22 protein-coding genes are annotated in these 25,632 nt (G+C 33.7%); 11 read left to right on the top strand and 11 right to left on the bottom strand.

The window, feature by feature from the left end; genetic code table 11:
- Positions 1 to 505: 505 nt before the first annotated feature.
- Positions 506 to 775, bottom strand: coding sequence for a hypothetical protein (locus LEP1GSC059_RS09080; protein WP_017213502.1), 270 nt, complete (start codon positions 773 to 775; stop codon positions 506 to 508).
- Between the two features lie 535 nt (positions 776 to 1,310).
- Here LEP1GSC059_RS09080 and LEP1GSC059_RS09075 point away from each other — a divergent pair.
- The 3 genes from LEP1GSC059_RS09075 to LEP1GSC059_RS09065 are packed head-to-tail and all read left to right on the top strand — an operon-like array spanning position 1,311 to position 3,659.
- A complete protein-coding gene (locus tag LEP1GSC059_RS09075; protein ID WP_036027005.1) occupies positions 1,311 to 1,679 on the top strand; it encodes a hypothetical protein in 369 nt (122 codons plus the stop codon).
- Positions 1,680 to 1,732: 53 nt separating this feature from the next.
- Positions 1,733 to 2,830 carry an MBL fold metallo-hydrolase gene (locus LEP1GSC059_RS09070; protein ID WP_017213504.1) on the top strand — a complete coding sequence of 366 codons (1,098 nt, stop codon included), beginning with the start codon at positions 1,733 to 1,735 and terminating at the stop codon, positions 2,828 to 2,830.
- A gap of 16 nt (positions 2,831 to 2,846) precedes the next feature.
- Positions 2,847 to 3,659 (top strand): SDR family NAD(P)-dependent oxidoreductase, encoded by an 813-nt coding sequence (locus tag LEP1GSC059_RS09065; RefSeq protein WP_017213505.1) that lies wholly within the window; start codon positions 2,847 to 2,849, stop codon positions 3,657 to 3,659.
- Positions 3,660 to 3,709: 50 nt separating this feature from the next.
- On the opposite strand, the gene LEP1GSC059_RS09060 is transcribed toward LEP1GSC059_RS09065, so the two are convergent.
- The 4 genes from LEP1GSC059_RS09060 to LEP1GSC059_RS09045 all read right to left on the bottom strand — a co-directional run bounded on the left by LEP1GSC059_RS09060 (position 3,710) and on the right by LEP1GSC059_RS09045 (position 6,623).
- The gene (locus LEP1GSC059_RS09060; protein WP_020980655.1) at positions 3,710 to 4,609 is read right to left on the bottom strand and encodes a tyrosine-type recombinase/integrase; all 900 of its coding nucleotides are present in this window, start codon (positions 4,607 to 4,609) and stop codon (positions 3,710 to 3,712) included.
- Between the two features lie 114 nt (positions 4,610 to 4,723).
- Positions 4,724 to 5,263: a shikimate kinase gene (locus LEP1GSC059_RS09055; RefSeq protein WP_017213506.1), complete on the bottom strand. Its 540-nt coding sequence runs from the start codon at positions 5,261 to 5,263 to the stop codon at positions 4,724 to 4,726.
- On the bottom strand, positions 5,260 to 6,111 hold the full coding sequence (locus LEP1GSC059_RS09050; RefSeq protein WP_017213507.1) for an HDOD domain-containing protein: 852 nt from the start codon (positions 6,109 to 6,111) through the stop codon (positions 5,260 to 5,262). Before LEP1GSC059_RS09050 ends, LEP1GSC059_RS09055 begins: the two co-directional genes overlap by 4 nt.
- A gap of 5 nt (positions 6,112 to 6,116) precedes the next feature.
- The gene (locus LEP1GSC059_RS09045) at positions 6,117 to 6,623 is read right to left on the bottom strand and encodes a chemotaxis protein CheD (RefSeq protein WP_002155807.1); all 507 of its coding nucleotides are present in this window, start codon (positions 6,621 to 6,623) and stop codon (positions 6,117 to 6,119) included.
- A 180-nt stretch (positions 6,624 to 6,803) separates the two neighbouring features.
- On the opposite strand from LEP1GSC059_RS09045, the gene LEP1GSC059_RS09040 reads away from it, so the two are divergent.
- Together LEP1GSC059_RS09040 and LEP1GSC059_RS09035 are read left to right on the top strand one after the other, a co-directional pair.
- Positions 6,804 to 8,030: a TraB/GumN family protein gene (locus tag LEP1GSC059_RS09040; RefSeq protein WP_020980688.1), complete on the top strand. Its 1,227-nt coding sequence runs from the start codon at positions 6,804 to 6,806 to the stop codon at positions 8,028 to 8,030.
- 209 nt (positions 8,031 to 8,239) lie between these two features.
- Positions 8,240 to 8,809, top strand: a complete 570-nt coding sequence (locus LEP1GSC059_RS09035) for a FlgO family outer membrane protein (protein ID WP_002180084.1) — start codon at positions 8,240 to 8,242, stop codon at positions 8,807 to 8,809.
- A 348-nt stretch (positions 8,810 to 9,157) separates the two neighbouring features.
- Here the strand turns inward: LEP1GSC059_RS09035 and LEP1GSC059_RS09030 are convergent, their stop codons facing one another.
- Both LEP1GSC059_RS09030 and LEP1GSC059_RS09025 read right to left on the bottom strand, forming a co-directional pair.
- Positions 9,158 to 10,303: a helix-turn-helix domain-containing protein gene (locus LEP1GSC059_RS09030; RefSeq protein WP_017213508.1), complete on the bottom strand. Its 1,146-nt coding sequence runs from the start codon at positions 10,301 to 10,303 to the stop codon at positions 9,158 to 9,160.
- 271 nt (positions 10,304 to 10,574) lie between these two features.
- Positions 10,575 to 11,681, bottom strand: coding sequence for an AraC family transcriptional regulator (locus LEP1GSC059_RS09025; RefSeq protein WP_020980663.1), 1,107 nt, complete (start codon positions 11,679 to 11,681; stop codon positions 10,575 to 10,577).
- Positions 11,682 to 12,805: 1,124 nt separating this feature from the next.
- Here LEP1GSC059_RS09025 and LEP1GSC059_RS09020 point away from each other — a divergent pair.
- The 3 genes from LEP1GSC059_RS09020 to LEP1GSC059_RS09010 all read left to right on the top strand — a co-directional run bounded on the left by LEP1GSC059_RS09020 (position 12,806) and on the right by LEP1GSC059_RS09010 (position 16,630).
- Positions 12,806 to 14,410, top strand: a complete 1,605-nt coding sequence (locus tag LEP1GSC059_RS09020; protein WP_017213510.1) for an EAL domain-containing protein — start codon at positions 12,806 to 12,808, stop codon at positions 14,408 to 14,410.
- A gap of 875 nt (positions 14,411 to 15,285) precedes the next feature.
- Positions 15,286 to 15,678, top strand: a complete 393-nt coding sequence (locus tag LEP1GSC059_RS09015) for a hypothetical protein (RefSeq protein ID WP_017213511.1) — start codon at positions 15,286 to 15,288, stop codon at positions 15,676 to 15,678.
- A gap of 421 nt (positions 15,679 to 16,099) precedes the next feature.
- Positions 16,100 to 16,630 carry a DUF1564 domain-containing protein gene (locus LEP1GSC059_RS09010; RefSeq protein WP_017213512.1) on the top strand — a complete coding sequence of 177 codons (531 nt, stop codon included), beginning with the start codon at positions 16,100 to 16,102 and terminating at the stop codon, positions 16,628 to 16,630.
- Between the two features lie 127 nt (positions 16,631 to 16,757).
- On the opposite strand, the gene LEP1GSC059_RS09005 is transcribed toward LEP1GSC059_RS09010, so the two are convergent.
- Both LEP1GSC059_RS09005 and LEP1GSC059_RS09000 read right to left on the bottom strand, forming a co-directional pair.
- On the bottom strand, positions 16,758 to 17,708 hold the full coding sequence (locus LEP1GSC059_RS09005; RefSeq protein WP_017213513.1) for a P-loop NTPase family protein: 951 nt from the start codon (positions 17,706 to 17,708) through the stop codon (positions 16,758 to 16,760).
- Between the two features lie 24 nt (positions 17,709 to 17,732).
- Positions 17,733 to 19,745: a methylmalonyl-CoA mutase family protein gene (locus LEP1GSC059_RS09000; protein ID WP_017213514.1), complete on the bottom strand. Its 2,013-nt coding sequence runs from the start codon at positions 19,743 to 19,745 to the stop codon at positions 17,733 to 17,735.
- A gap of 106 nt (positions 19,746 to 19,851) precedes the next feature.
- Between LEP1GSC059_RS09000 and LEP1GSC059_RS08995 the strand changes: the two genes are divergently transcribed.
- The 3 genes from LEP1GSC059_RS08995 (at position 19,852) to LEP1GSC059_RS08985 (ending at position 23,966) form a co-directional block, all read left to right on the top strand.
- Positions 19,852 to 21,180 (top strand): hypothetical protein, encoded by a 1,329-nt coding sequence (locus tag LEP1GSC059_RS08995; protein ID WP_017213515.1) that lies wholly within the window; start codon positions 19,852 to 19,854, stop codon positions 21,178 to 21,180.
- A 387-nt stretch (positions 21,181 to 21,567) separates the two neighbouring features.
- Positions 21,568 to 22,260 (top strand): class I SAM-dependent methyltransferase, encoded by a 693-nt coding sequence (locus LEP1GSC059_RS08990; protein ID WP_017213516.1) that lies wholly within the window; start codon positions 21,568 to 21,570, stop codon positions 22,258 to 22,260.
- An 869-nt stretch (positions 22,261 to 23,129) separates the two neighbouring features.
- A complete protein-coding gene (locus LEP1GSC059_RS08985; RefSeq protein WP_235592099.1) occupies positions 23,130 to 23,966 on the top strand; it encodes an Lp29 family lipoprotein in 837 nt (278 codons plus the stop codon).
- A gap of 73 nt (positions 23,967 to 24,039) precedes the next feature.
- Here the strand turns inward: LEP1GSC059_RS08985 and LEP1GSC059_RS24535 are convergent, their stop codons facing one another.
- Positions 24,040 to 24,165 (bottom strand): hypothetical protein, encoded by a 126-nt coding sequence (locus LEP1GSC059_RS24535; RefSeq protein WP_020980720.1) that lies wholly within the window; start codon positions 24,163 to 24,165, stop codon positions 24,040 to 24,042.
- A gap of 159 nt (positions 24,166 to 24,324) precedes the next feature.
- Positions 24,325 to 25,356, bottom strand: coding sequence for an FRG domain-containing protein (locus LEP1GSC059_RS08980; protein WP_036057389.1), 1,032 nt, complete (start codon positions 25,354 to 25,356; stop codon positions 24,325 to 24,327).
- Between the last annotated feature and the right edge of the window lie 276 nt (positions 25,357 to 25,632).

Here is a 25,632-nt window from a genome sequence, read left to right as displayed (position 1 = left end):
AAGTGTTCTACATTTAGAGATAGTTTATGTTTATTCGAAAATTCAAAAGTATAATTTAATTCTATGATTCCGTTTAAAAATAATTCATAATAATCAATTTTTTTTGTGTAGGAAGCAGATCTGTTAAGTTTTCTTGAATGGGTGCGGGTAGTGTAGAGATTTTTAGTGTTTTTTCCAAAGAATAAATTTCATAAAAGGAATTCAATCTTGTAAAGTTACGATTTAGTTTTACGCCAATACGAAATCCCAGATTGGAAAGAAATTTATTTTTACTTTCATACCAAGAGAAACTTTACCTGTATAACCCAATCTTCGTAGTATTCAATTGATTAGAATTATAGAGGTAGTTTGTTATTTCAATTTTATCGAGCTGGTTCCTTATTGAATTTATTTCAACAGCGAGTGAAGTATTTGTCAATTTGCTATCTTGAAGGTTATTTGATTTTAGTTTTGCAAAGGAGGCTGAAATATTACTTTTATAAAAACCGTGTTGAATTCCCATTCCCTATTCAAATCCTTTCCCTTTGAAATTTCCCATTTTTGGAACAAAAAATAAGTTAATACCACCTAAGGAACGATTGAAAACTAAAGAGTTTTGAGTTAACAAAGCGTTTTTTACTGTTGCAGAATCGACGTTATTTTTTGTTATCCGAAAAAACATTTCAAAGTCTTTATCTTTTAAAATAGGATTTGTAATGTCTACATTTTGTGCGAAGATGTCCCCAATGCCTGTTGCTAAAGTAATTAAGAATATTATACTTTTTTTAATATGCATTTCAATCTTTTAAAGAAATTTTATTCATAAGGAAAATATAATACAAGATAATAATTTTTGAGGATTTGTTGACATATTGACAAATGTTTGATTTAGCCAATTATAAACCTAATTGAGTTTGAATGACTTCTTTATGTGAAGTTATGCGCCTTTTCAGAAAAAATAATTAGAAGTGAAAATAATTTAAAGAACTTCTTCATTTCTTAAGCTATAGAAAATAAGCTTTGTTAATAATTAGAGTATTAGTGCTTTTAATACATAGTGTTTTAAAATAAATGGTCATATAAAAAAATAGGTGGCGACAGACAAAATTATAAGAATTTCAAAACATTTTGATTTAGAATTCTTTGGATTTTTTATATGTTTGAAGAAAGTTTATATTTTTCATAAACAATCGTTGCCAAAGTCAGTTCTTTCATAAAGATTGGTGTGCGACATGACTTAGGAAATGTTTGGTCCTATGTTTTTCAAAAAATACATCATGGTTTTTGAACTCTCTGGACCATATCAATTAAGAATGGGGAAAAACGAGTCTATGATTTCTTATACAATCTATAAAATGATTCACATTTTTGGAATCTTTCTGCTTTTTACGGCGCTGGGAGGGGTAACTTTACACGTGTTAAATGGTGGTACAAAAGAATTTGACAATCGTAAAATAGTAGCAATTACACATGGAATTGGTCTTTTTTTAATTTTATTAGGTGGATTTGGAATGCTTGCAAGGCTTGGAATTATATGGCCTTGGCCCGGTTGGGTAGTTGCAAAATTTATAATCTGGTTAGCCTATGGTGGACTTCTGACTCTAGTTTATAAAAAACCTACTTTGGGAAAAACGTTTTGGTTCGGTTTTCCTTTATTAGGACTTCTTGTAACTTATATCGTAATCTATAAACCTTTTTAATTTTTTTCAAATAAAGTTCTTTAATAACAAAATTCTATAAGGAGCAAAAATACATGGCAAAAGCATCTACAACTAAGACCGCTTCCAAGATAAAAAAAGATACTTCAATTAAATCTATTTCCGATTTTTTAGGTTCAAGAGATTTACCACATCCAGTGGATCGTCTGGAAGACGTTCGTAAAAGGGCCCGTAAATTTAGGGAAAAAATGCTTTCTGGTTCCCAAGTAGTATTTTATAGATCCTATGACTTAGTCAGGGTTCCTTATCCAACACGTTATGCGCTTTTGAATGCCTATAGTCTTCCAACTCCGTATATGCACATTCTGAATCGATTGTTTATCGTTCAGTATAAAACTTCGGATGGAATCAAAACACTTTTATTTTCTCCTTCTGATATTGACGCAAATGCAGAAACTCCTTTTTTTAAAAGGCTTGCTGGAAGTTTTGGACCGTTTCAATCCATCGGTAAAAAGATTATCGCTCCTATTTTAAACACTGTGGAAGAATGTTTACAAGACGCAGGAATTTCTCCCGAAAAAGTCGATTATATTTCCTATGATCATCTACATACCCAAGACATTCGTAAATGGTTAGGAGCAAACGGGGAAAGGGGATATTTTCCAAATGCAAAACTTTTAATTATGAAAAAGGAATGGGATTCGGTTCAAGGGCTTCTTCCTCCTCAATCTGATTGGTATTGCCCCAATGGAACCGGTGGAGTTGCAAGTGACCGTATTTTGGTGTTAGACGGAGATGTTGAACTCGGCCAAGGTGTAGCTTTGATTAGTACACCAGGACACACTGCAGGTAACCATTCTCTTGTGGCTCATACTCCCGAGGGAATTTTTGTTTCGAGTGAAAACGGAGTGAGTGCGGACAGTTATTCTCCGTTAAAGTCTAACATTCCAGGTGTAAAAAGATTTGCAAAAGCGACCGGTATGGAAGTCATATTAAACGGAAATACTCTCGAAATCGGATTAGACCAATACATTTCTATGGTTCAAGAAAAAGAAATCGCAGGTGTATCTTCTAGAAATTCTGATTTTTATAACGTTATGCCGTCTTCTGAGATGACAAGTTATTGGTTGTTTCCTGGGACAGCTCCCACATTCAGTTTCGGGAAATTGTCTTTTGGTTCTCCCATAAGCTAAATTAGGAAAAAAGAATATGATTTTATTTATCACCGGATGTGCAGGTGGACTTGGAAAAAAATTAGCCGAGGAAGCATTTGCGGCGGGACATTCGATTTTGATTACTGACATCAATGAGAAAGAACTTAAAAAGTTTGCAGCTCCTTGGAAAAATGAAAAAGATAGAGTGCTTGTTTCTAAGTTAGATGTTACGTCTCCTGGCGATTGGAAAAAAGTAATGGATCTTGCGATCAAAAAATGGGGAAAGATAGATGTACTTCTGAACGTTGCTGGTTATCTTTTACCGGGTTATATTTACGAGGTTCCTACAAATCATATCGATCGTCATATAGACATCAACACAAAGGGTGTTATGTATGGAACCAGGGAAGCCGCTGCCAGAATGGTGGCCATTGGATCCGGGCATATAATAAACATCGCTTCCTTGGCGGGAGTGGCTCCTATTTCTGGAATTTCTTTATATTCTACTTCAAAATTTGCAGTGAGGGGTTTTACTCTTGCTATCGCTCAAGAATTAAAAGAAAAGAATGTTCATATAACCGTTGTTTGTCCGGATGCGATCAAAACTCCAATGTTAGATTTACAAAAAGATTATGAACAAGCTTCCATGACTTTTTCGGGGAATACATTTTTAACTGCGGATGAGGTTTCTAAACTCATTTTAGGTAAGGTTTTAAGTAAAAAACCTCTTGAAGTTTTGATTCCAAGTAGTCGGGGAATTCTTGCAAAGATCGGAAATTTTTTCCCTGCGACAGCGTTTATTTTGGGTCCGATATTACGAAAAAAAGGTTTAAAAAAACAATCTTCTTATGTAAAAGAGAAGGGTTAGAAAGTGGAAAAGTTGAGAAGAAAACTCACTTGAATCTATATCTATTTTTTTTAATGTGTTTTAAATTTCTTACGAATATTTTTAAGAGCGTCTTGTCTTGATTTTTCTCTGACGGCAGCTCTTAGGTTTTTCTTTACTGGTAAATAAGATTCAGTACTTGCCAGAGTTTTGTGTCCTAAAAAATCCTTCACCTGATTTAAAGAAGAACCATCTGCGATTAGATGTAAAGCTCTACTATGTCTAAGAGTAAAAACTGTAACGGGACTTGAAATACCTGAATTTTTACCAATTTCAGAAATAATTCTTTCTACATTTCTAGAAGTAGTATGAGATCCTAAACTTTTTCCTGGAAACAAATATGCGTTGGAAGAAGAGTTGGCAACTTCTTTTTCATACTTCTTAATCAAAAATCCTAACTCGGTTGGAATTTCCACGGTTCTAGATTGAGAAAGAATTGGAGATTTAATTTGAATCGACTTTCTTTTTGTGTCTATATACGCCCACCGAAGAGAAATCAATTCTCCTACACGAAGACCTCCGAAATAAACCAGACCACACATCAATTCATGTTTCGCATTGGAAGAGGCGGTTTTTAAAATATTTTGCATTTCCTTATAGGTGATCGCATTGGGATTGTTATATTCCCGGACGGGTCTTTGAAAGTCCTGGAATAAATTCATCTTCATGACATCTTCGAAAAACATTTTTAAGGAACTTACGTTGATCTGAATCGTAGAAGAGGATACTTTCCTTTTCTTTAAATGATCCATATAACGATTCAGGTCTTTGACTGTGATTTTTTCTGCGGGTTTATCCGCAAAGTGAAGAAAATCCAAGTTATACTTCATGTAAGTATAAGCCGTAGCTTTTTTATAATTTCGCTGACGGATTATCTTGATCAGTCTTTCGATAGAATGTTTGTTCTTTTTTGGCACTTCCAATTCTGACATCTTAATTCCCTGTTCATATTGTATTGAGGCCGTTAGTTGCCTTTATACGATTTTGATATTCTTTTTCTAAAAGCTTTGAAAAAAGGGAACCAAATATATCCAAAGTGTGTCAATTCAATATTCAATTTTCTGTAGAATTATAGAGCAAATCTCTTCTACCCTCAGATCATCTATTTCTAAATAATAATCCGAAATGCTTTGATAGTGAGGTAAACGACTTTCTAAGATAGTACGATAAGATTGAATTGCGCTCAAGGGAGGACGAGTAGGATCGCTTTGGATCTTTTCTACTAAAATTTCTGTGGGCCTGGAAAGACCAAAAACCACTGCAATGGATTTTAAAAGAGTAGTTTTACGATCACTTAGGATTTCTTTTCCTTTGGTATCCAAATCAAACAAAATGCCACCTCCACAATCTAAGATGATTCCTTGAGAGGTTTTAAGTTTAGTAAGAATTTCAAATTCTAAATCTCGAAATGGTCTCCAATCTCCTTCATTCTTTTGGATGAAATCAGGAATTGACATTCCACCAATCTCGTAGACTGCGATCATGTCGGTAGATACTACTGGTATCCCTGTAATTTTAGAAAGTTTGCGAGAAATTTTAGATTTTCCGACTCCTCTGGGGCCGATCAGAGCGAAGTTTTTTTTCAAGCCTGGATTAACTCACGGATGTGTTTTTGTATTTCTGGAAGAACCGTATAATACATTTGCAAGTCAGAATCCGAGATCTCTAAAATCTGCAAAGCTTTATTGGAAATTGGAATGCTTAAACCCGCGATGTCGATTCCCACGCCGGCTGTTACCGCAATGGAATGAGAAACATGAATCACCGAGACCAATTCTGGAAATTCCTTTTCATTTTCGGGTTGGCTATAATTTCGTGTAACGTGGATTAGTTCTTTTGGAAAATTCCATTTTTCTAATAGTTGCTGTCCTACTTCTTCGTGAGAATATCCGAAATGTTTTTTTTCCAATTCTCCAAAGGATACGGAATGAGTTTTTAACTCTTCTCTAAGATTGATAATCACAGAGGGAAAAAAATCCGCAAGAATTACTTTTCCTATATTGTGTAAAAGCCCTCCGGTAAAAGCAAGGTCAGCATCTACTTTTAGTTTTTTTTGCTCACAGATTCTTTTGGAAAGTTCTGCTACTGTAAGAGAATGAATCCAATTATCTTCCGCGTCTACTTGATAACCTTTGAGATCTTTTTTAAGAATTCCTCTGGTTGCGGTTAATAGTATTATATCTTTTACCGTTTTGATTCCTAAGGTCATTAAAGATTCTTGTACGGTTTTGATAGGTTTTGCAGCTCGATAATAAGCAGAATTAGAAAGTTTAATTACGTCTGCGGTCAAACCTGGATCGTTTGAAATTTCTTTGGCTAGGTCTGGAATCGCAACGTCTTGTTTTTGAATCATCTGCATTACTTTTGTAACTACGGATGAAATTCTAGGAAGTTGAGCGTCGTTTAAAAAGAGTTGGTCTATTTTTTCTTTCATTTTCTTTACCTGACCTTATAGAGATACTTTTCAAACCCGCCTTTTTTTAAAAGAACCCTTCCGTCGTCTAAGTATAGGCTGATTGTTCTACCGTCGTTTCCTCCGACGTCCTCTAAGATCAAAGGAATTTTATTTTGTTCTAAAATAGCTCTAGCGGTAAGAATATTTTGTTCTCCGATATTTTGTAAAAAACTGGATTGAACTCCTTTAAACATGGAGGCTCCTCCGAAAAGTCTTACCGAATATTCTCCTGAGTTACATCCCATTTCGCTCATTTTTTTGATTAAAAGTGGAATTGCGGTTTCCGCGTATTTGAAAGGATTCTTTTGCGAATCTTTTCCGCTTGGATCTTTAGAAAGCATGAAGTGGGCCATGGCTCCTATTTTTTTATCAGGAGCGTAAAATACTACGCCGATGCAGGAACCTAAGGTGGTTCTTAAAATTTCGGGAGACTGCGCCCCCTGCATATCTGCAATTCCTACATTAACTACTTTAGATCCTTTTGTAAGCATTTGAATCCCGGTATTCGTTTTCGTGTTAAAAGAGCAACAAAACATTATACGAAGGTCTTTAATTCTTCAATACTTTTTTATGTTGATCCGAGGTGCTAAATACTAGGAAGGCGGATTTGAACTCAAAAACGATAGAATTTCATTTTACTCTCGGATCCCGATTTTATATTTTGCTTTGGGATGGCAAAAACAACACTTAAAGTTAAAACGAAATCAGAACGTAAAAAAGTTTCAAAATCGCAAGAACCGTTCGAAACTTTCAAATTAGGTAAAACGAATGTAACAATTCTAGGCACAGCGCATATCAGCCAGAAAAGTATAGACGAGGTTCAAAGGATTATTCGAAAAGAAAAACCGGATACGGTTTGTGTCGAACTTTGTGATTCCAGAATACGTTCTCTGAAAGACAGTGAACACTGGAAGAAATTGGATATATTCAAAGTTTTTAAAGAAAGAAAAATGTATCTCCTTCTTTCCAGTCTTATCCTTTCGGCGTTTCAAAAGAAATTAGGTAAGGGTTCTATTCGTCCAGGAGATGAAATGAGAATGGCGATCGATGAGGGCGAAAAAATAGGTGCGAAAATCGTACCAATCGATCGTGAAGTTTCTACTACTTTAAAAAGAGCCTGGTGGAACATAGGAATTTTCAATCGATTGTTCCTTCTGTCTGCACTTTTGACTTCTCTTTTTGTAAAAGAGGACATATCGGAAGAAAAGATAGAAGAGATGAAATCCGAAGACGTTCTCAAAGATCTTTTTTCTCAACTTCCAAAACGTTATGAGTCGATTAAAAACGTAATCATAGACGAAAGGGATTCTTATCTTGCTCAAAAAATTAGAGACTCTGCAAAAGAAGGAAAAAAAGTTTTTGCAGTTGTGGGAGCAGGTCACTTACAAGGAATTCTGAATCACGTCCAAAAAGAAAAAGATATTTCCAAGTTGGATGAACTCCCGGAAAAAACGATCTTAGATCGTTGGAAAGGTCTATTAATTCCTGGAATTTTTTTAGGTTTGATTTTGACCGTTTTTTATTTCGGAGGGAAACAACAAGGACAAGAATTTGTTCTGCGTTGGATTTTGGTCAAAGGAGGCCTTGCCGCGTTAGGTGCAATTGTTTCACTTGCTCATCCTTTATCTATAATCCTTGCTTTTCTTGCGGCTCCAATAGGTAATTTTAATCCAATTATCAAACCGGGTTGGGTTGCTGCGTTATGTGAGTCTTGGTTGCGTAAACCTTTAGTAGAAGATTTTGAAAAAATTGCACAGGATTCAGAACACTGGAAAGGATATTGGAAAAATAATGTCATACGTATTTTTCTAGTATTTATGCTTCCTCAGATAGGAAGTAGTATTGGCACATTTATAGTAACCGCAGATCTATTTAGGATTCTCAAGGGACTCATGTAATTTGTAGTAGTCTATGATTATTTTCTTTCCTGACAGAAAGTAAGTTCTAAAATTACGGACAACGTATAAGGATTGATTCACTCTAAAATCTTGAGAACGCAGAATCTTAAGAAAATAAAAACGATAATGGGATTGTATTTGTACTTTCCATTTTTGGTTTAGTGAAATATAATTTGGTTGGGATCAGTTGCCTCGGTAAAATATTTTAAATGAAATATTATATTTTTATTATATTTTTTTTATTGTCGTTTCTAGTTGAATGTACAAACGGGCATCGTTTTGAAAAAAAGAAGATTCTAAAATCGTTAGATGTTGTATTACAAGAAGTTTCTGATTTATTAAAAAAACAAATTGAAACTAGTAGCAAAAATCTTTCTCCTGAAAAGAAGAATATGTTTAAGTTAGCTGTTTTACCTTTGTTTAATGAAAACGGTCTGATTACAGCTTTGGGAACAACAATTTCCTCACGGCTTATCACCAAAATGTACGATCCCGGGAAAATTTTACTAGTGGAAAAATCCCAATTAGGACGGTTGATCGACGAACAAAGTTTTCAAAAATCGGGATTGGTACTTTCTAATCAAAATTTAGAGATTGGAAGGTTATCCGGAGCGGATTTGATACTTTTAGGAACGGTACAATTTGACGATCAATCATTTTTACTGCAATTGAGAATTGTGTCTTTGCAATCTGGGGAAATTCTTGCGGTGACAGAATCTGTTTTTGATTCAGACGATTCTTTATACAATCAATACCGTACTGTAAAGTCACAGCAATAGTTGAATTTTCAAGTAAAAATTTTTATGTGATTTAATCGTATATTTCTATATTCTGAAAATATAATTTAACGTAAGTCGTCCAGTTTAAGAAAACGAAAAAAGATATATGTAAATAAAATAGAAACGGATTCCTTATTTTATTGTAAATTTGATTTTTAGATGAGGCAGAGTTTTTTTGAAAGTGGAAACTTATTTGAAGAGTTTTATCGTAAAGGGTAAGATTTAAAATTAAAAAAAGGATAAAAAACGTAATTTGTGGAAACTATTACAAATCTAGAATATATCGGAATACTCTGAATAAACTTTTAACGATTAAGAAACTATTTCCCTATTAATTAAAATAGAATTTTAATTATCGGAATTGATAAGTTTTCTGAATTCTCTTGGAGACTTACCGGTAAATTTTACGCAAGCCCTGTGAAATGAAGAAGCCGAATTAAAACCACACTCTAACGCAATCTGAAGTAAATTCATGTGAGACTTATTGCGAAGATTTCGCTTAACGTCTTCAATTCGATTCATATTCAAAAAATCTGCGAATTTTATCGACATGTGTTTATTGAGATAATACGAAGCTTGATGAGTAGAAAGACCTAAATAAGAAGCAAAATCGGGCAATCTAAGCTCTTCATCCGCATAACCTCTTACTTGTAAAAAAGAATTAATTCTCTCTTCAATTTTTTCTAGTTCTACACCTTCTAAAATGTTTCTAGTAGATTCAGATTGAATTTCTTCTTCTGACTCCAGTAAATCATCATCCGAAAAATCGATAAGTTCTTGATCCATCAACACTTTGTTGGGTTCTCCATAAGCTTTGCCGAAAAGTACTGGGAAAAAACGTTCAATTAAAGTAATATAAGCAATCATAAATCCCGGAATGAGTTCGGAAAACATAAGCATCTTTGTAGATTGAATTACAGTTCCAACTAAATCTAAAACCAAAGAAGAAGTAATCATGAGTGTTACAAACGGGAAGTTGAAAAAAACGTTCGACTTTTGAGAAGAACGGATTTTGTAAATGGACCAACCAGATGTGTAGAGTGTGATTAAAATTGCAATTGAATCACAAAAACAGATATAAACTGTGCCGGGTAAAAAAAATGCAGTGATCAATGCAAGCGGAATGATTGCAGTCAGTCGCTTACAGTAATACCAAGGATTTTGAAGACGATCTAGAATGAACATCATACAAACTAAAACCGCCGCAGAAGCATACAAAACCAAACCAAAGTAAATTCCTAAAAACAAGGAATCTTTCAATAATCTTGGATCTATTTGTTGTGGAAAGATTACTCTATTGTTTGCCATTAAAAAGATACTAACACTTAAAAGAATGGTTCCATAAGCTTTACTGAATTCGTCTTTTCTTCCGGTGTAGAGTTTCGTAATCGCCATCACGATTCCAATCCCGACTCCGGTCGCATGTGCGTAGAACAGGTTCATTTCTGAAAATAGAGAGAATATAACATTGAATAAACTATTTGCACTGAACATTAGAATGAATTCCCTTGAGAAAATTTTTGAAAACGCAAACCGCAATTTTATGGAATTTTTGCGGCAATGGCGTTCCGCTAAGGCGATTTATTTCCACTGATTTCATTATAACGCTCAATTTTGAATCTGGTCATCGGTAAATATAATTTAGAAATAGGAAAATTATAAATATCAGATATGCTATTTTAGAATGTCCTATTAATTTGAAATTTTCCAGAGAAAGAGGCCTTGAAAAACTCCATCTTAGATCGAATTTAATCATAGACAAAATTTAATTTCTAAATTGAATATCTGTAGAGGAAGACTGAAAATGGATTACCTTTGTTTGGGTTTCTCTAAATTGTTTTGGAGACATTCCGGTCTCTTTTAGAAAAGCTTTATAAAAAGAAGAATTTGAATTAAAGCCGACTGCAATTCCTACGGAAACCACAGATCGAGAAGGGTCGTTTATAAGCATCGATTTTGCTTCTTCGACCCTAAATCGATTGATATAATTGTTGAAATTCATACCTAGATGATTGTTTAAAAAGAAAGAAAGTTGATGTACAGAAATCCCAAGTTCTTCTGAAACATCCGGAAGGCGGATGTCTTCGTCTAAATAAATTCTTTCTTCTTTGATAATATGGATTAGTCTTTTTTCGAGAGCGTTTATGTCTACATCGTGTAAAAGGGAGCGTTTAACAAAGTTTTTTCCAGATTCTGAAGAAATTATATCTAACAAATTGGGACGAATTAAGGTTAGAAAATAATAGAAAATGACAGTAAATGTAGTGTGTACACTGGAAAGTAAAATGAGGGATTTGTTTTCAAAGACGATTCCCAGGATTTCCAGAGGAATACAAAGAGAAATTAAAATAACCAAACTCAGAATTGTTTTGAAACTTATCGTGGAAGATTCGTATTTTTTATCGATGAAGATGTTCGCAACTGCGATCACGAAATATACGAATACATATAAATCCGCTGCAAAAAGGAAAAATTCGAGTTCTTTATTTCCGTGTTGTTCATAAAAAGTGGCGATTGGAAGGCTAAGAATCAAAGGGCCGATCAGGTTCCAGTAATAGATTAAAGGAAGTTTAGAATATCTTTTAAAACTCATAGTGGAAATTAAAAAGATAAGGGTTCCACTTGCAGCCAAAGCGACAATATCGATTAAAAAGAGAAGTTTGCGAAGCCAAGTTTGGGGAATCATATTTAACGTGGATTCATCTATAAATTGAAAAATTGCAGTGAGGATTAAAACTGACGATATCAGATAATCGATTTGTTTTCTTGCTCGAATCCAATTTCCAATTCCTAAAACTAAAGCGAAGCCCGCACCAAATCTTATTAAGCTCAATAAGATCTCTTGATTTAATATCGAATCTAAAATATTCATCATAATCCATTGTTCGCTTTTTGTTTTCTTACATTTATTTTTTCGAGAAAATCAAAATGCATCTCTAAATTAAAAATTTAAGCAAGCTCACCCAAGATTCCTTTAAATTGAACTTCGATTTCAATTTAAAGGAATCATTTTATATACGAATGTGAAAATGACATTTAAATTGTAAAAGAAATTTTTAATATTCGTGGATACTTTTATTTTGATTATTAACTTTATAGATAAAGATTGCTTCAGTAGATGAAAAGTTTCTTTTTTATGTAAAAAATTCGAACACTTATCATTAAAATACCTTTAAATTTTTCTATTTATAATATAAGGATATTCAATTTTAAATAAATACATTTCATTTTTTAATTAGTCTTCAAAACACTATCTACTTCGGTTTAAGTATTTTGAAAATTGCTTTAGAGCTTTCGAAAGTGATACACCAAATTCAGTAAAGGTCTAATTGTATCTAACGTTCTGTTGATTCATGAAATTAAAAAGAATCATTTCTATCTATTTAAGGCGATTCATAGCCAAATAAATTAAATCGTGTCGAATTCAAGGATACTTATTTTGAATTTTATTTATTTGCAAGTCAATTTATCTTACTTCCTAGATTTGAAAATAATAAACTAATTAATTTCATTCGTAACAAGAAAATATTTAAAGCTATTTTAAAATACAAAATGGGATCTCTTCGCTTTATATATTTTACAGATTAAAAATCTTTTTTTAGGCTCATCGTTTTGAGAATAAAGTTTAATTTTATCGTTTTATTACGATTTGCTTTTGAAATCTTTTACAGGTTTATAGTCGTTAAGGTTACTTGTAATTTTTATGAAATGCGAAATTTTATAAGCAGTAGAATAAACGAATCATTCGGTTTAAACAGAATCCTTCCAAATGTAGATGTGTTTTTGATAAAATAAATTTTGTCTTTTTTGAATATGAATTTGAAGCAATCGATTCTAAAGATTTGTCGTTTGCAATCTTACATTACTTTCTTTCAGTTACAAGTTTAAGAATCTTAATAGAACTTATCTGTAGATTTCTGAGATTGGATAATTTCTTTTGAACTTTAGATTATAAGATGAAAAGAAAGGGGTAAATTTTACTATATAATAAAGTCCATGATTTCTGAGTACAGCGATCTTTACACCGAAAATAAAGCTCTTACATCGGATACATATAGTTATTCGTTGTATAATCTTGAGGGAAAACAACTTTATTCGGAACCAAATTATAATTCTTTATTAGATTTAGATCCAAAACTTAAAAAAGCTGTGGAAAGATTTATCGATTATGGCAATTCTAATGTTTCTACGTTTCGAAGATTTAAGAATGATAGAAACATTCAACTTATGGTTCGATCCGAAAATGATCGAATCTACAAAGTTAATTTTGAAATCAATACAAAGGGGGGTTACGTATTTGCTCATATAGAATCCACTACACGCAATTTATCCAGTTCAGAGAAAAATAGAATTCAAAGATTTCGATCTTTAAAACATGATTTAGTTCGCACTTTAAAATTAGAAAAAACGTACTTTTATCTCATCAATATTGAAATTTATAACCATCCATTTCTTCATAAATATGAAACTCAAATATATGAAGCAGTTTTTTTAGATTTACATACTGAATTTTTGACCATTACGAATAGTCAAAACGTAGGTCTTAGAATTTCTACAAATCAGATTTTTTTTGCGTATCAAATCAATAAGCCGGATGTAGACATCAATTGGATTCCTTCTAGTTTGATTTCTTACATGAAAAATACGATTCAAATAGACAATCACGAGTTTCATCTAAAACTTTCCATCGGAGGATTGCATACCTCCGAAACGAATGTAAGTCCTCTCAATATCCTCAAAGGTTTAAGGGCAAATCTTAGAAAAGTGATCGATTCTCCTTTCAGTAGATATGCTACTCAAAATCAAAATGATTCTTCCAATTTGATCGCAACTTATTTATCTCTTAGAAATTCGGTACATAAAAAAGAACTTTTATTGTATTACCAACCGATCGTAAATTCAAAAGACAAAAGTTTACATTCTTTAGAGGCTCTTTCTCGTTGGAATCATTCTGCCAAAGGAATGATCAGTCCGGATATTTTTATTCCTTTGGCGGAGGAGTCGGGCCTGATCAGTTCTATCGGAACCTGGGTAATTCAAAACGCTCTTTTAGATTTGTCTCAGATCCGAAAAAATAATTCTTTTTCTTTCAATCCTATGATTTCGATCAACATATCACCGTTTCAGTTGAAAAATCCTGAATTTGCAGACAATTTGATTTCCTATTTCTCTCAGTTAAATTTACATCCCAGTTCCGTCATTTTGGAAATAACAGAAAGTCGTTATGAAGAAACTTCCCTCATCATCGAACAAATGGCGATTTTAAAACATTTTGGTTTTCAGATTGCAATTGATGACTTTGGAATCGGGAATTCTAATTTTTCTAGAATTGAAAAAATTGAATGTGATTACGTAAAACTAGATAAAAGTTTAATTATCGGAGTAGATACAAACCAAAGTAAAAGAAGTGTTTTAAAGGCGATTTCTCAGGTTCTTTTTTCCCTTGGTAAGAAAATGGTTTTTGAAGGAATTGAAAACGCGGAATTGGAAAGTATTGCGATTGATTACGGAGCGAATTTTTTACAGGGATTTTATTACGGAAAACCTACACAAATTACAGATTTATCTTCTTTTCAATTTCAGATTAACTCCTTAAGCTAAGTTTCTAATTTAGAAATTAGTAAACTAATTTAAATTCTCAGACTACTATATATAACACAGAGTATCTAAATTTGCTTTGAGATAAGTTTTTATCATAAAAGCTTAAGGCTTCAATCTTATTAAGACAGCATAAAATTTTTTTGCTTGTTCAGTTGTATTTTGAATATCTATAAATCCTAAAATTGAAATGTTTCTAATCAATGATAAAAATAGAATTAATCTTTTTCGATTTAAATGTTCTGTGAAATTATCAAAGTAAAGTATTCGAATTCTAATTGTAAATTCGAATTGATAAGTTAGAAAAACATAAAATCCTAAATGAGTTGTGGGTTTTGTAGGTATAAAAAGGCGAATCGTAAAAAAGTGGTCCTTTTATAGAATGCTGTGAATGGTCTCGTGGAATTTTATAAACTATAAATTATGTCAAATGTTTTAGAAAATACATTAAAGTTTAGAAAGTGTTTCAATATGGTAAATTTAAAAATTCATTTCAAAAAAGTCTCAATAAACACTTTATTTTTTGAAATTATTTTAGTTGTTTCGCCATAGAAAGAATTAACTTTTCTGTGAATCAGATTTAATCTTAAATGTGTTTCCGTTTACTGGGACAAACCTAAATTTTTTCAAAAATGATAAGTTGGTTTGTGTTCGTTTCAGATTCAATTATTTAAAAAATAGAATATTCTATATATTTAATTTATAGTATCCAGATTAAGTTTTAAATGGAGTAGGGGCAATTTTTGTATTGAATCCGTTATTGATATTTGTTGGGCATTCTTATGCGTAAGAGTATAAAATTTAAAACATGAGGAATACGAATGCAAGTTAGTAATGAGTTCGTTATATTCAACGTACACGGAGCGTCTGTCAAAGTAATGTTGATTAAGTTGTCAGGGGTTGTAGATAACCGTTCTATCTTGAACGTTCGAGATATTATTTTATCCATTTTAGAAGAATTTATCGGATTATATATTTTAAACTTGAATGGAATCGAAAATGAAGAATTTATCAATCTTACCAATTTTAGAAAGATGCTTTCCGATTCAATACGCATAAATCATAAATGTATTATATTCTCTGAATCTAAAAAATTGGAGTTATGGATTGAAAATTATTCGATTTTTAATGGAGTATATCTTGTCAAAAGTGATGCTGAATTGACTCAGGTCTTAAACGAAAAAGTTGTACATGATGATTTTGTGGAAAATTCTAACGATGAATCTGATATTCGATTGCATTTGGATTATTTAATCAAAGACGGATATTGAGTATTTACAAGTTCAGTTAAAAAAGAAGAAATTTTTTAAACCGATTTTTAAAATAAAACCTCTCTAAAAATCTAAAGATAACAATTTCTAAAAACCAAATTTTTATATTTTAAGTTTTACTCAGAACTATATAGTCTTTCCTAGAAAGGGGATAAATAACGTAAGTTTGGCGTAAGGAATTTCATTTTTCTAAAAAAGTTTGGGTCTGAACTTTGTGGATCAATTCTTAAAATGTTGAAACTCATACAAAAAATAAATATTTAAGAATTTGTAATGTGACTTAATTTGTGGGAACTACCACGTTTTGTTAAGAGTGTATTTGGACTTGGAATTTAGAATATACTAAATTAAAATCTATGTTTGATTCAAAATTTTTTCTATAAACCATTCCGCTTGGAAAGTTCTAAGAACCGTTTCTGGTATGGACATTCTTTTATTGGACGACGGTCAAAAAATTGAGTCTGCTTTGGTAGAAGATTCTGTTGGTACAGATTCTCTTTTGGTTCCAGATGTTTATTGGAATCGTTTGAATCTTCAGGAAAGAAAAGCACTTCGGGGCAAACTTCCTTTTCTATTGAGAAAATATTCTAAGCAGATCGCTTCTATGAAACGTCTTCATAACCGGGCGGGTAAAATCAAATACAATCGGGACGTTGGCAAAATGAAAAAGTTTAGTATTCGGGTTCATACTGGTGTTTGGGTGACCTTAGGTGTGTTGGCGGCGGCTCATGGGGTTTCGAGGTGTTATCTTTTTAATTACATGCTTTGGTTGGAGGACAAGGAGGATTTTTTTGTGAAAAGTTTAAACCGGGGAGTTCCTAGCTTTCACTGGACTTACGAAATGACTTGGAAGATCAACAGGAGACAAAATCTCATTTCAAGAGAATTACAATTTGAACCAAACCCGATGACAGACAAATACCCATACTATTTACAGGAATTAGATTCTTAGACTTCCAGATTTTATATGAAAGAATTTTAATATTTTAATAACAAAAGAAGAGATGTAGGAATTACTACTTTCTAAAAGAAATTTAGACTACATTTAAATTATGCACAAGAGAAATCGAAACGATCAACTAAAGTAGTAGATTCTTACGAATCATTTCCAGAGCGATTTCTTCTAAGGTTTCAAAGTCTGAAGGATAGGGGAAAGGAAGATTTTCGATGGTCTTCAAGCCGAAATTGCCGAATTCGCTTTTGATCCATTTTTTCAGTTGAAGAGTGGTTTCTTGTGAACGATCCATGATAGGTTTTGCAGAACGGATAAAATCTAAAAGATCTTGAATTCCTTGTTTCGTTTTAGTAGAAGTTTTAAAAACGGGAGGGAGTCGATTACCTGGCATAACTTCTTTTAAAAATTCTAATGTAGAAATCAACATGTGATAACTGGAGTTAGCAAGAATTTCTTCGTCACATTTGTTGAGAATAAAAGAATCTGGAACTTCCATGATTCCACTTTTCATAAATTGAATCTGATCTCCACCTAACGGCTGTAAAACGAGAAAAGAAAGATCAGTAAGTTTAGAAACTTCGATCTCGTTTTGACCGATCCCAACGGTTTCGATAAAAACGAAACGAAAAAAACAACGAAGAAGACGAATAACGTGGTACGTATAAGGATTAACCCCACCTAGTTCTAACTGACTAGGTTGTGAACGGAAGTAGATTCGTTTCTCGCGTGCGGGAAGGGAAAGCCGAGTACGATCGCCTAACAAGGAACCACCGGAAATATGACTGGAGGGATCAATTGCGACGATTGCCATTGTCTCTCCGCTATCCGATTTCAAAAACTGAGTCGCCAATTCACCAAGCAAAGAAGACTTTCCCGCGCCTGGAGTTCCGGTAAAACCAACGGTTAAGGAATGACTTCCATTTAAACCAAGAGAACCAAGAGTCTCGAAAAGATTTTTTCTAAACTCAAAAGAATTCGGTCTTTCTAAACCAGAGATGAGTTTTGCGAGAGGAAATTTTTCTCCCACCCGCGCCTCTTCGATGAGTTCTGCGAGATCTTCTTTGCGATGTTTCACGACTATGTTCGAAACAAAAACGCGTTATGCGGCCCTTACAGCTTTGGAGATGATATCTATGATTCTTTCCATCACGTCCATCAAATCGTAGTCTTTCGGAGTAAAGATCGCCTTCACGCCGAGTTTTGTAAGTGCGTCGAAATCGGAAGGAGGAATGATTCCTCCGAATACGACCGGAATATTTGCTTTGTAGTGTTTTAATTCATTAAAAATTTGTTCCGCCAACTCCAAATGAGAACCGGAAAGAATAGAAACACCAATCACGTCCGCGTTTTCTTCCACCGCGGTTTGAACGATTTCTTCCGGAGTTAAACGAATACCAGAATAAATCACGTCAAAACCAGCATGTTTAGCGGAAACTGCAATCATCTCGGCTCCATTAGAATGACCGTCTAACCCAGGTTTGCTGACTACGATTTTAGGTCTGGAACCGTTCGTTTTTAAAAACGAATCTACCTTTCCCCTAACACGTGTTACCTTTTCAGATTCGAGATTGAGTTTTTGACCTTCTACACCGGTAGCAGGTCTATATTCACCGAACACTGATCTCAGAATGTCCGCCCATTCTCCAGTGGAAATACCAACTTTGGCGCATTCGATGGAAGCGTGCATTAAATTCTTACCAGCTTTTGCGTCTGCTTCTAATTGTGCTAGAACGGCTTTTACTTGATTTGTGTCTCGATTAGATTTTACTTTTGCAAGAACTTCTAAAGTTTCTTCCGCAGACTTAGAATCTACTTTAAAAACTCCTCCGTCTTGATCTGTCATCAATGGAGAAGCAATACCTTCGGTCCATTTGTTCTTACCTACAATTACCATTTCGTTGTTGTTAATTTTTGCAAGACGTTCTGCTTGAGACTTTACAAGTTGGGACTTCATGTAACCGTTTTCAATCGCTTGGATCGCTCCGCCCATGTCTAAAATTTTCTGAATCTCTTTGTAGGCTTCTTCTTTGAGTTCTTTTACTTTGCTCTCTACAACTTTAGAACCTTCGAATAGATCTGGGTATTCGAGAAGATCCGTTTCATAAGCGAGAACCTGTTGTAATCTGAGAGACCATTGTTGATCCCAAGGCCTCGGAAGAGAAAGTGCTTCGTTCCAAGCGGGAAGTTGAAGAGCTCTACAACGAGCGTCTCGGCTCATGGTGACGCCTAACGCTTCTATGAGAATTCTCCAAGCGTTATTTTCCGGTTGTTCTTCTGTAAGACCGAGAGAATTAACTTGAACTCCGTAACGAAAGCGACGGTATTTATCTTGTTTTACACCATAACGATCTCTTGTGATCTCGTCCCACATATCGGTGAATGCGCGCATCTTGCACATTTCTTCCACGAAACGAATTCCCGCGTTAACAAAGAAAGAAATTCTCCCCACACATTGTTCGAACTCGTCTGGAGTAAAACAGTTTCTTTCTTTGATCGCGTCTAAGATTGCCATTGCGGTTGCAAGGGCGAATGCAAGTTCCTGGACTGGAGTTGCACCTGCTTCTTGTAAATGATACGAACAGATGTTAGACGGATTCCATTTCGGAATGTTTTTGAGACAGTATTCATACATATCTACTATGATTCGGATGGATTGAGCGGGAGGAAAGATATACGTTCCTCTGGCGAGATATTCTTTGATGATGTCGTTTTGAGTGGTGCCTTGAAGAAGCGAAACGTCTACTCCTCTTTCTTGGGCGAGAGCCACGTAAAGAGACAAAAGATACATGGAAGTACCGTTAATTGTCATCGAGGTATTCATCTCTTCGATTGGAATCTGGTTGAATAAGATTCTAAAATCTTCCAGGGTATTGATCGGAACTCCCACTTTACCGATTTCGGGTTTTGCGATAGGATGATCGGAACTATAACCGCATTGAGTAGCAAGGTCGAAGGCGATCGAAAGACCTGTCTGACCTTTAGAAAGGTTTTTTCTAAAAAGTTCGTTGGATTCTCTCGCGTTCGTATGCCCCGCGTAGGTTCTAAAAATCCAAGCCGGTTCTTTGGATGGTTTGCCGGATTTGTCGTATAGGATATGATTTTTATTTTCCATAAATTCTGTCCCGATTCGAGGTTCTCATTGTTACTTCAAAATGTGTTGGTAGAATTTCACCCAAATTTTTATCCTTGCTCTGATTTCCGCAAAAACTACGGGCCCTATGGATTTAGAAAGAAGTAACAAAGCCAACCCAATCTTCCTTTTCCTATCTGCAACCGGTCTTGCAGTCATTCTCTCTGTACTTTATAACTGGTTCGGGGAACCTTTAAATCCGGAAGCGATGGAGATACTCGCCAATTTACGTTCCTTAACAGAAGAGGGAAAATTTTTTTCCGATCAACCACCACTTCCTTTTTTAGTTTTAAATCTTTGGAAATCAGTCACTGGACTAAACTATACCACGTCTTTCTTTTCTCTTTCTGCATTTATTTTTTCACTCGGAATCCATTGTATAGGTTTTACTCTTCAAAGGGAAAAATGGAAACCGAATCATTATCTTCTCTGTTATTTATCCGCGATCACACCTTTGACGTATTCTATACCTTTGGCGTTTTATCCGGAACTTTTTAGTCTGTTTTTTTTATTGATACTTTTTCTAGCATTTAGAATGGAAACGTTGGGGGACATATTTCTACTAATCGTTTGCATACTCGGAAGTTTTTTTTCCCACTTCACAGTTTTTTTTGTGGGGATTACGATTTTCATAATCAAGGCTGGAACGGTAGGAATTCGAGAGAGAAAAAAGCACCAATCCGTTTTTTTTAAAAGAAGAAACATTCCCCAACTTGTGTTACTCGTTTATTTAGGAATTTTTTTAGCTCTTTTGGCCGTTTTGATTCTAACAGGATTTTATGGAAAAAATTCTTTCGAAAATTTTTATAAACTTCTTTGGAAATATCTTTTAAACTTTGGACCGTTGTTTTTGATTTTGTATTTAGGAAATTTTCTTTTAAAGTCCGAAAAAGAACTAAACACAATAACGGCGAGTACTGTTTTGATTATAGTCCTTCTTGTATCCGCGTATTTTTCTGTTAAACCTATCACCGGAATTAACTCGGTAAAACTAGATACATTCATAAAAGATCTGGTAAATTTAAAAAATAGGGAAGTAATTCGAAATGACGAAAAAATTTACGCAGACTTAGCGGTTTCGTCTTACGTGTATTTTCATTCCAAACAAAAACTTGTGTTTGTCAGGCCGACGGAATGGAGGAATCGAGACTATTTGTTTTTAGAAGAAATCTGGCTTGCGGATAAAAGAGAAATGCTTAAACGTTATACCATAAAAAATTCTCTTTTTATTTTTTTATCTGGGGAACAGATTTTAATTAAGGCATTTCTAATGAAGGTTATTTCGGAGCAAAAGGAAAATACTCAGGTAAAAATCCGGGTCGAAAAAGCGAAATCTGGCCTTTTATCAAAGACGGGTGAGCAAAGTCTAAATCGTTTTTTAATTGGAATGTTTTCTTCTACTTTGAGTCCAGAATAGGTTCTTTGAAAATAATTTTATCCATTCGTTTTAATAGAAAAGCGGAAGAAATTAATTTTTTAATAATTCTAATAGTTTATCTTTTTATAATCATTTTCCAAAGGAGAATCTATAAAGTGGAAACTTATAATTTAACTTTTATGGTCTTTGTGGGATAGAGTGAGATTTGTAATCAGTGATTATTTTAAAGCTGCAAATAGATTCTATGTTTTAGAAAGTAATTCTTGCAAATCAGACTTTTGATAAATAGAATTGTTGAAAAATTAATTCTCTGTCTGTTTCTGTTTTATGGAAACGGTCGATTGAAATAGTTTTGTTAATCTGCACTATGGAATTTTTTAACAACTCTAATAATTAATTTTAGCTGTAGAACAGTTGTAAATAAAATTGAAATTCGGAAAACCAAATAAAAAACAAGAATTTTCTGATGATTTGACCTTAGGAGCCAACGGTCTTCCGTTTGAAATGGCATACTGGAAAGATATATACGGTTCTGGAACAGATGTAGACGCAACGTTTAATGCACAAGAACATGCACGTTATGCGAAATCAATTCTAAATTTAATGGAAATCAACGTCAATTCGATTGCGGATTTCGGATTCGGGAAAGCAATTCTACTAAAAGAAATGGTGAAAATTTTCAAACCAGGAAGAATCATGGCGATCGATCCGTCTGAACAGATGCTTGATGAATTACTTGCTCAAAAATGGATCAGGGCTTGGAATATTTCAGTTTTGAACACAACGGTTCAAGAATTAGATCTTTCTTATTTTGTTCATCTTCCTTTTGATTTAGGAATTTGTAATTCAGTCGTTCAATACATCCAGGGAGATCTTAAACCCGTCTTTGAGAAACTTCATAAAATTGTAAAGTATCTTTATTTTTCGGTTCCGACTAAAGACGATTATATTCGAATGAAAAAAGATATTTATTTTGAAGATCCTTATGCCTACATAAGAACTAAAAAACAATACCTCAAAATGTTAAAACCTTATTTTAGAAGAGTTGGTTTTAATCTTTTGGAAAGTAGACTGGTGGCTGATTCTAGATTTACGGATGAATTGTTTAAAGATGAATGAGTTAATCGAAATCTTCCGCCAAAACTCATCGGAATAATTCTTAAGATTTTCTACTGATCGGTCTACTCCCCAGAGAATCGAGTCCAAGAACATTCGCATTCTTCAAGAAACTGAACTCATCCAAATACAACTGACTGAATTCAGGTCGAATGTATCCGTAAGCAGAGAACGCGGTCTTGACTAAACAATAATTTCCTTCTACAACTTGATTGTGAATTTCATTCTTGCGGCAATAATTCTTTGTTAACTTGTAACAAGCGTCTTTGGATTTAACACTGTAATTTACGAAACGATGGTTCTTAAAAACTCCAAGAGCCAAGGATATCCTTGGTCTGTGTAACGGAGTAGAGTAAGGAAGTTGTTCTACGAGTAAAGGTCTAATTTATCTGCCTTCGTGTTTGAAATAGAAGTAAAGAAAGCAATTGCTCTTAATCGCGATGAGTAAAAAAAGAGTTCCAATCCGTTTTCTTTCCAACTTTTCTGAAAGATAGATAAAAGCCGTTAAGCCGGTCTTCTTGTATCTGGTTCTTCTTCCTTTGTTTGCACTTAGACTACTGTTGAATCAAGCGTATACATATGGTTTTAGAGCATTCTACGACTTAGGGAATCATATCTAACGTATGTTCGATAAATCCAATGCGAAAAAGCTATTATTATGTTTCGATCGTAGAACGTTGTTGCATTGAGTTTTTTTATTCGCCCAGATTTTTTTTAAATTCATATCATTAAAGTGTAAACTATGAAACAGGTATTTTATTATGTAGTTCTTAGTAGAAAGGAATGACGGGACAATTCAGTTTTTTAGAATATCACTACTAATGATTTTAATGTTAATCTTAGAATATATGAAGTTTCAATTACTACGAAATTTGATAATTTTCTTTGTACTTTTATCTTTCAATAATTGTTACTCTTATTTTGCGATCAATAAAAATAAATCCTTAAGTAAGGATAATCAAGTAGTTGATTCTAAGAAAGTTATCGCTCTTGTCGGATTTAACGATTACGAATATACCGTAAGGTTTTTATACCTTGGACAGACAGAAAATGCACTTCACGAATTGTTTAGGCCAAGAGGAGGTTATCGTCGTCCAGTAAAGCGAATTGTCGCCTTTTCGCGTTCCAATAAAGATCTTTTGAAATTATTTGGTATTGGTAAAGATTTAACAACTATCCCTTTCCGAGAGGATTACCCAAAGCAAATTGACTATCACATGCTTGCGAATCATAAATTTATTGAGGCAGAGTTTAGTGGTAAAACTTCACAATCAGACATGCTTTATGAATTGATTTTTACGTCTAAGTATTTAAAAATTCAAAAAGACAAAATTGATTATTATATCATAGCAATAAACTACTATCCATATCAAACGTCTACGGCACTTGGTTGGATTTCGATGGCTTTTACTTTCTTTCCTTCGTTCCTAACTTTTAATTTAGTTCCATTAGTCGATCATCAGAAGTCGTATACTAAATTTCTTATTTACGGTAAAAATTTAGAATTACTCGACGAACTTGAGCTTAGTAATAGTTACCTCGTTTTTCATTCTGTTTGGAAAAATGAAGAGCATCCATGTTTCTTATACAACCGGGACGCGCTACTTGGTTTTCGACCTCAGCCTACTTGTATTTGGGAACCGAATATGTTAGAGGGGCAAAAATTCGTTCAAGAATTTTTAGTAGATAGCCAACTGAAGGTTCGATAATTTTAGGTTGCTTTGGTGTAACAATTGCTACAAAGTAATAAAAAGTTTTTTAAATCATGTCCACCACCCATTCTTAAGAATCAATATGATGAATTCCAAGCGTAGTTATATCATCTTCCGAGCAAATGGCACATTTTAATCCAACTTCTTGATAGGCTAATTTCTGTATTTTTCTTGGGATAGATTTTTTATCAGTCATTATGGTTTCCTTGTGTATTAATTCACAAAACTGATTGAAAAATTCTCAAGAGAGAGATCCTTTAGGACAATATTGGTATGAAGCATACGAATATTCTGATAACGGTTCTTATTAAGTCTTACGACGCTAACTATAATTTCGGATCAAACTTAAGAAGGTTTACCATTTTGGAGCCCATAATTCCTTTTCTTTAATAAATTCGCTAATACCGTAAAGGCCAGGGAATAAATGTAAGGCGTCTATAGAGTATTTAGAAAGTATTTTTAGAATTCTACCGGCAATTTTTTTTTCAATATTAAACTTTAGAATAAATTCATCGTCTTTCTCTACAGGGTTAATGTAATTTTCTACAGATAATATCTCTACTGATCCATTGGGATTTCTATTTTCTCTAATTAATCCTAAAAAAACGCCCTTTTGTGCAGTCTGGTTTTGATTTGAATATGATGTGCTTTGAATAAATTGATATCGAGTTCGACTTTTCATCTGACTCGCAAAAAGCTCTTTCTCTTCTGGCCACCAAGCTTTATGATCTCCAATCGTAAGCATGGGTAAGTCTACATTGACCGCATAGACCGAAAATTTTGAGTCATTATATCGACGAAGTTGAAGTGAACTTTTAGCTCCAAAATATAAAGCAACAAAAGGATTTAGAGTGAAATCTAAAAGGCATGTGGGTAGATTATAATGCTGTGCCATTGCAAGAATCGGATGGTATTCTTTTGCTGGCCAAGGTATAGTGCCCCGGCCAAGCTGATTTAAATAATCGATAAAATTTGTGAATTCAACTTCTTTCAATACAGAGTGATCATTCGGTGTATAAAGGCCTGACAAATTACTGTATTCGATAAATTGATATATTAGATTGAATTCAAGTTCAATCTGATCTCTTACTGTCCTTTGGTTTAGTGGAACTCCTTTCCGAGTTCGATCATCAGTATAAAACTTAGTTCCTTTTCTGATAGCCTTAGGTATTAATTGCCAACTCTCGTTTGCTTGGCCTCTGAAAATATACTTAGATAAGAATGGTTCATCCCAGCGTATATTTGCAGGACTTAATTCAGAAAATACTTCCTCAATCGTTGTTAAATCAATAGTTTTCATTGATATAGGAGATACATATAAATAGAGCAAAAAAATTAAATGTTTCTTGATGGAACGAGTTGCTGCACAGGAAGATAGTTGATCCAAATGGAAATATTATTGATGTCACCAGTTACGCATGTCGAGTAAATTATGAATAGAGTTGTTGAAAAATTAATTCTCCATCCATTTCTGTTTCATGGAAACGGTCAATTGAAGCAGTTTATTCAATTGAACTATGGAATTTTTCAACAACTCTAATATTGTTATAAGACATTAATGAAATCTTCTCCTAACTTTGAAGCTAAAGCTGATGAGGTTGTTTATATCTGTTTTGGTTTAAGAGAACCGAATGAATTGAATCCATATGCAGCAATTGTGTAA

This window comes from Leptospira noguchii serovar Panama str. CZ214 (assembly GCF_000306255.2).
Classification (GTDB): domain Bacteria; phylum Spirochaetota; class Leptospiria; order Leptospirales; family Leptospiraceae; genus Leptospira; species Leptospira noguchii.
The sequence above is the reverse complement of the archived record's forward strand: the minus strand, read 5'-3'. Positions and strand labels throughout refer to the sequence as shown.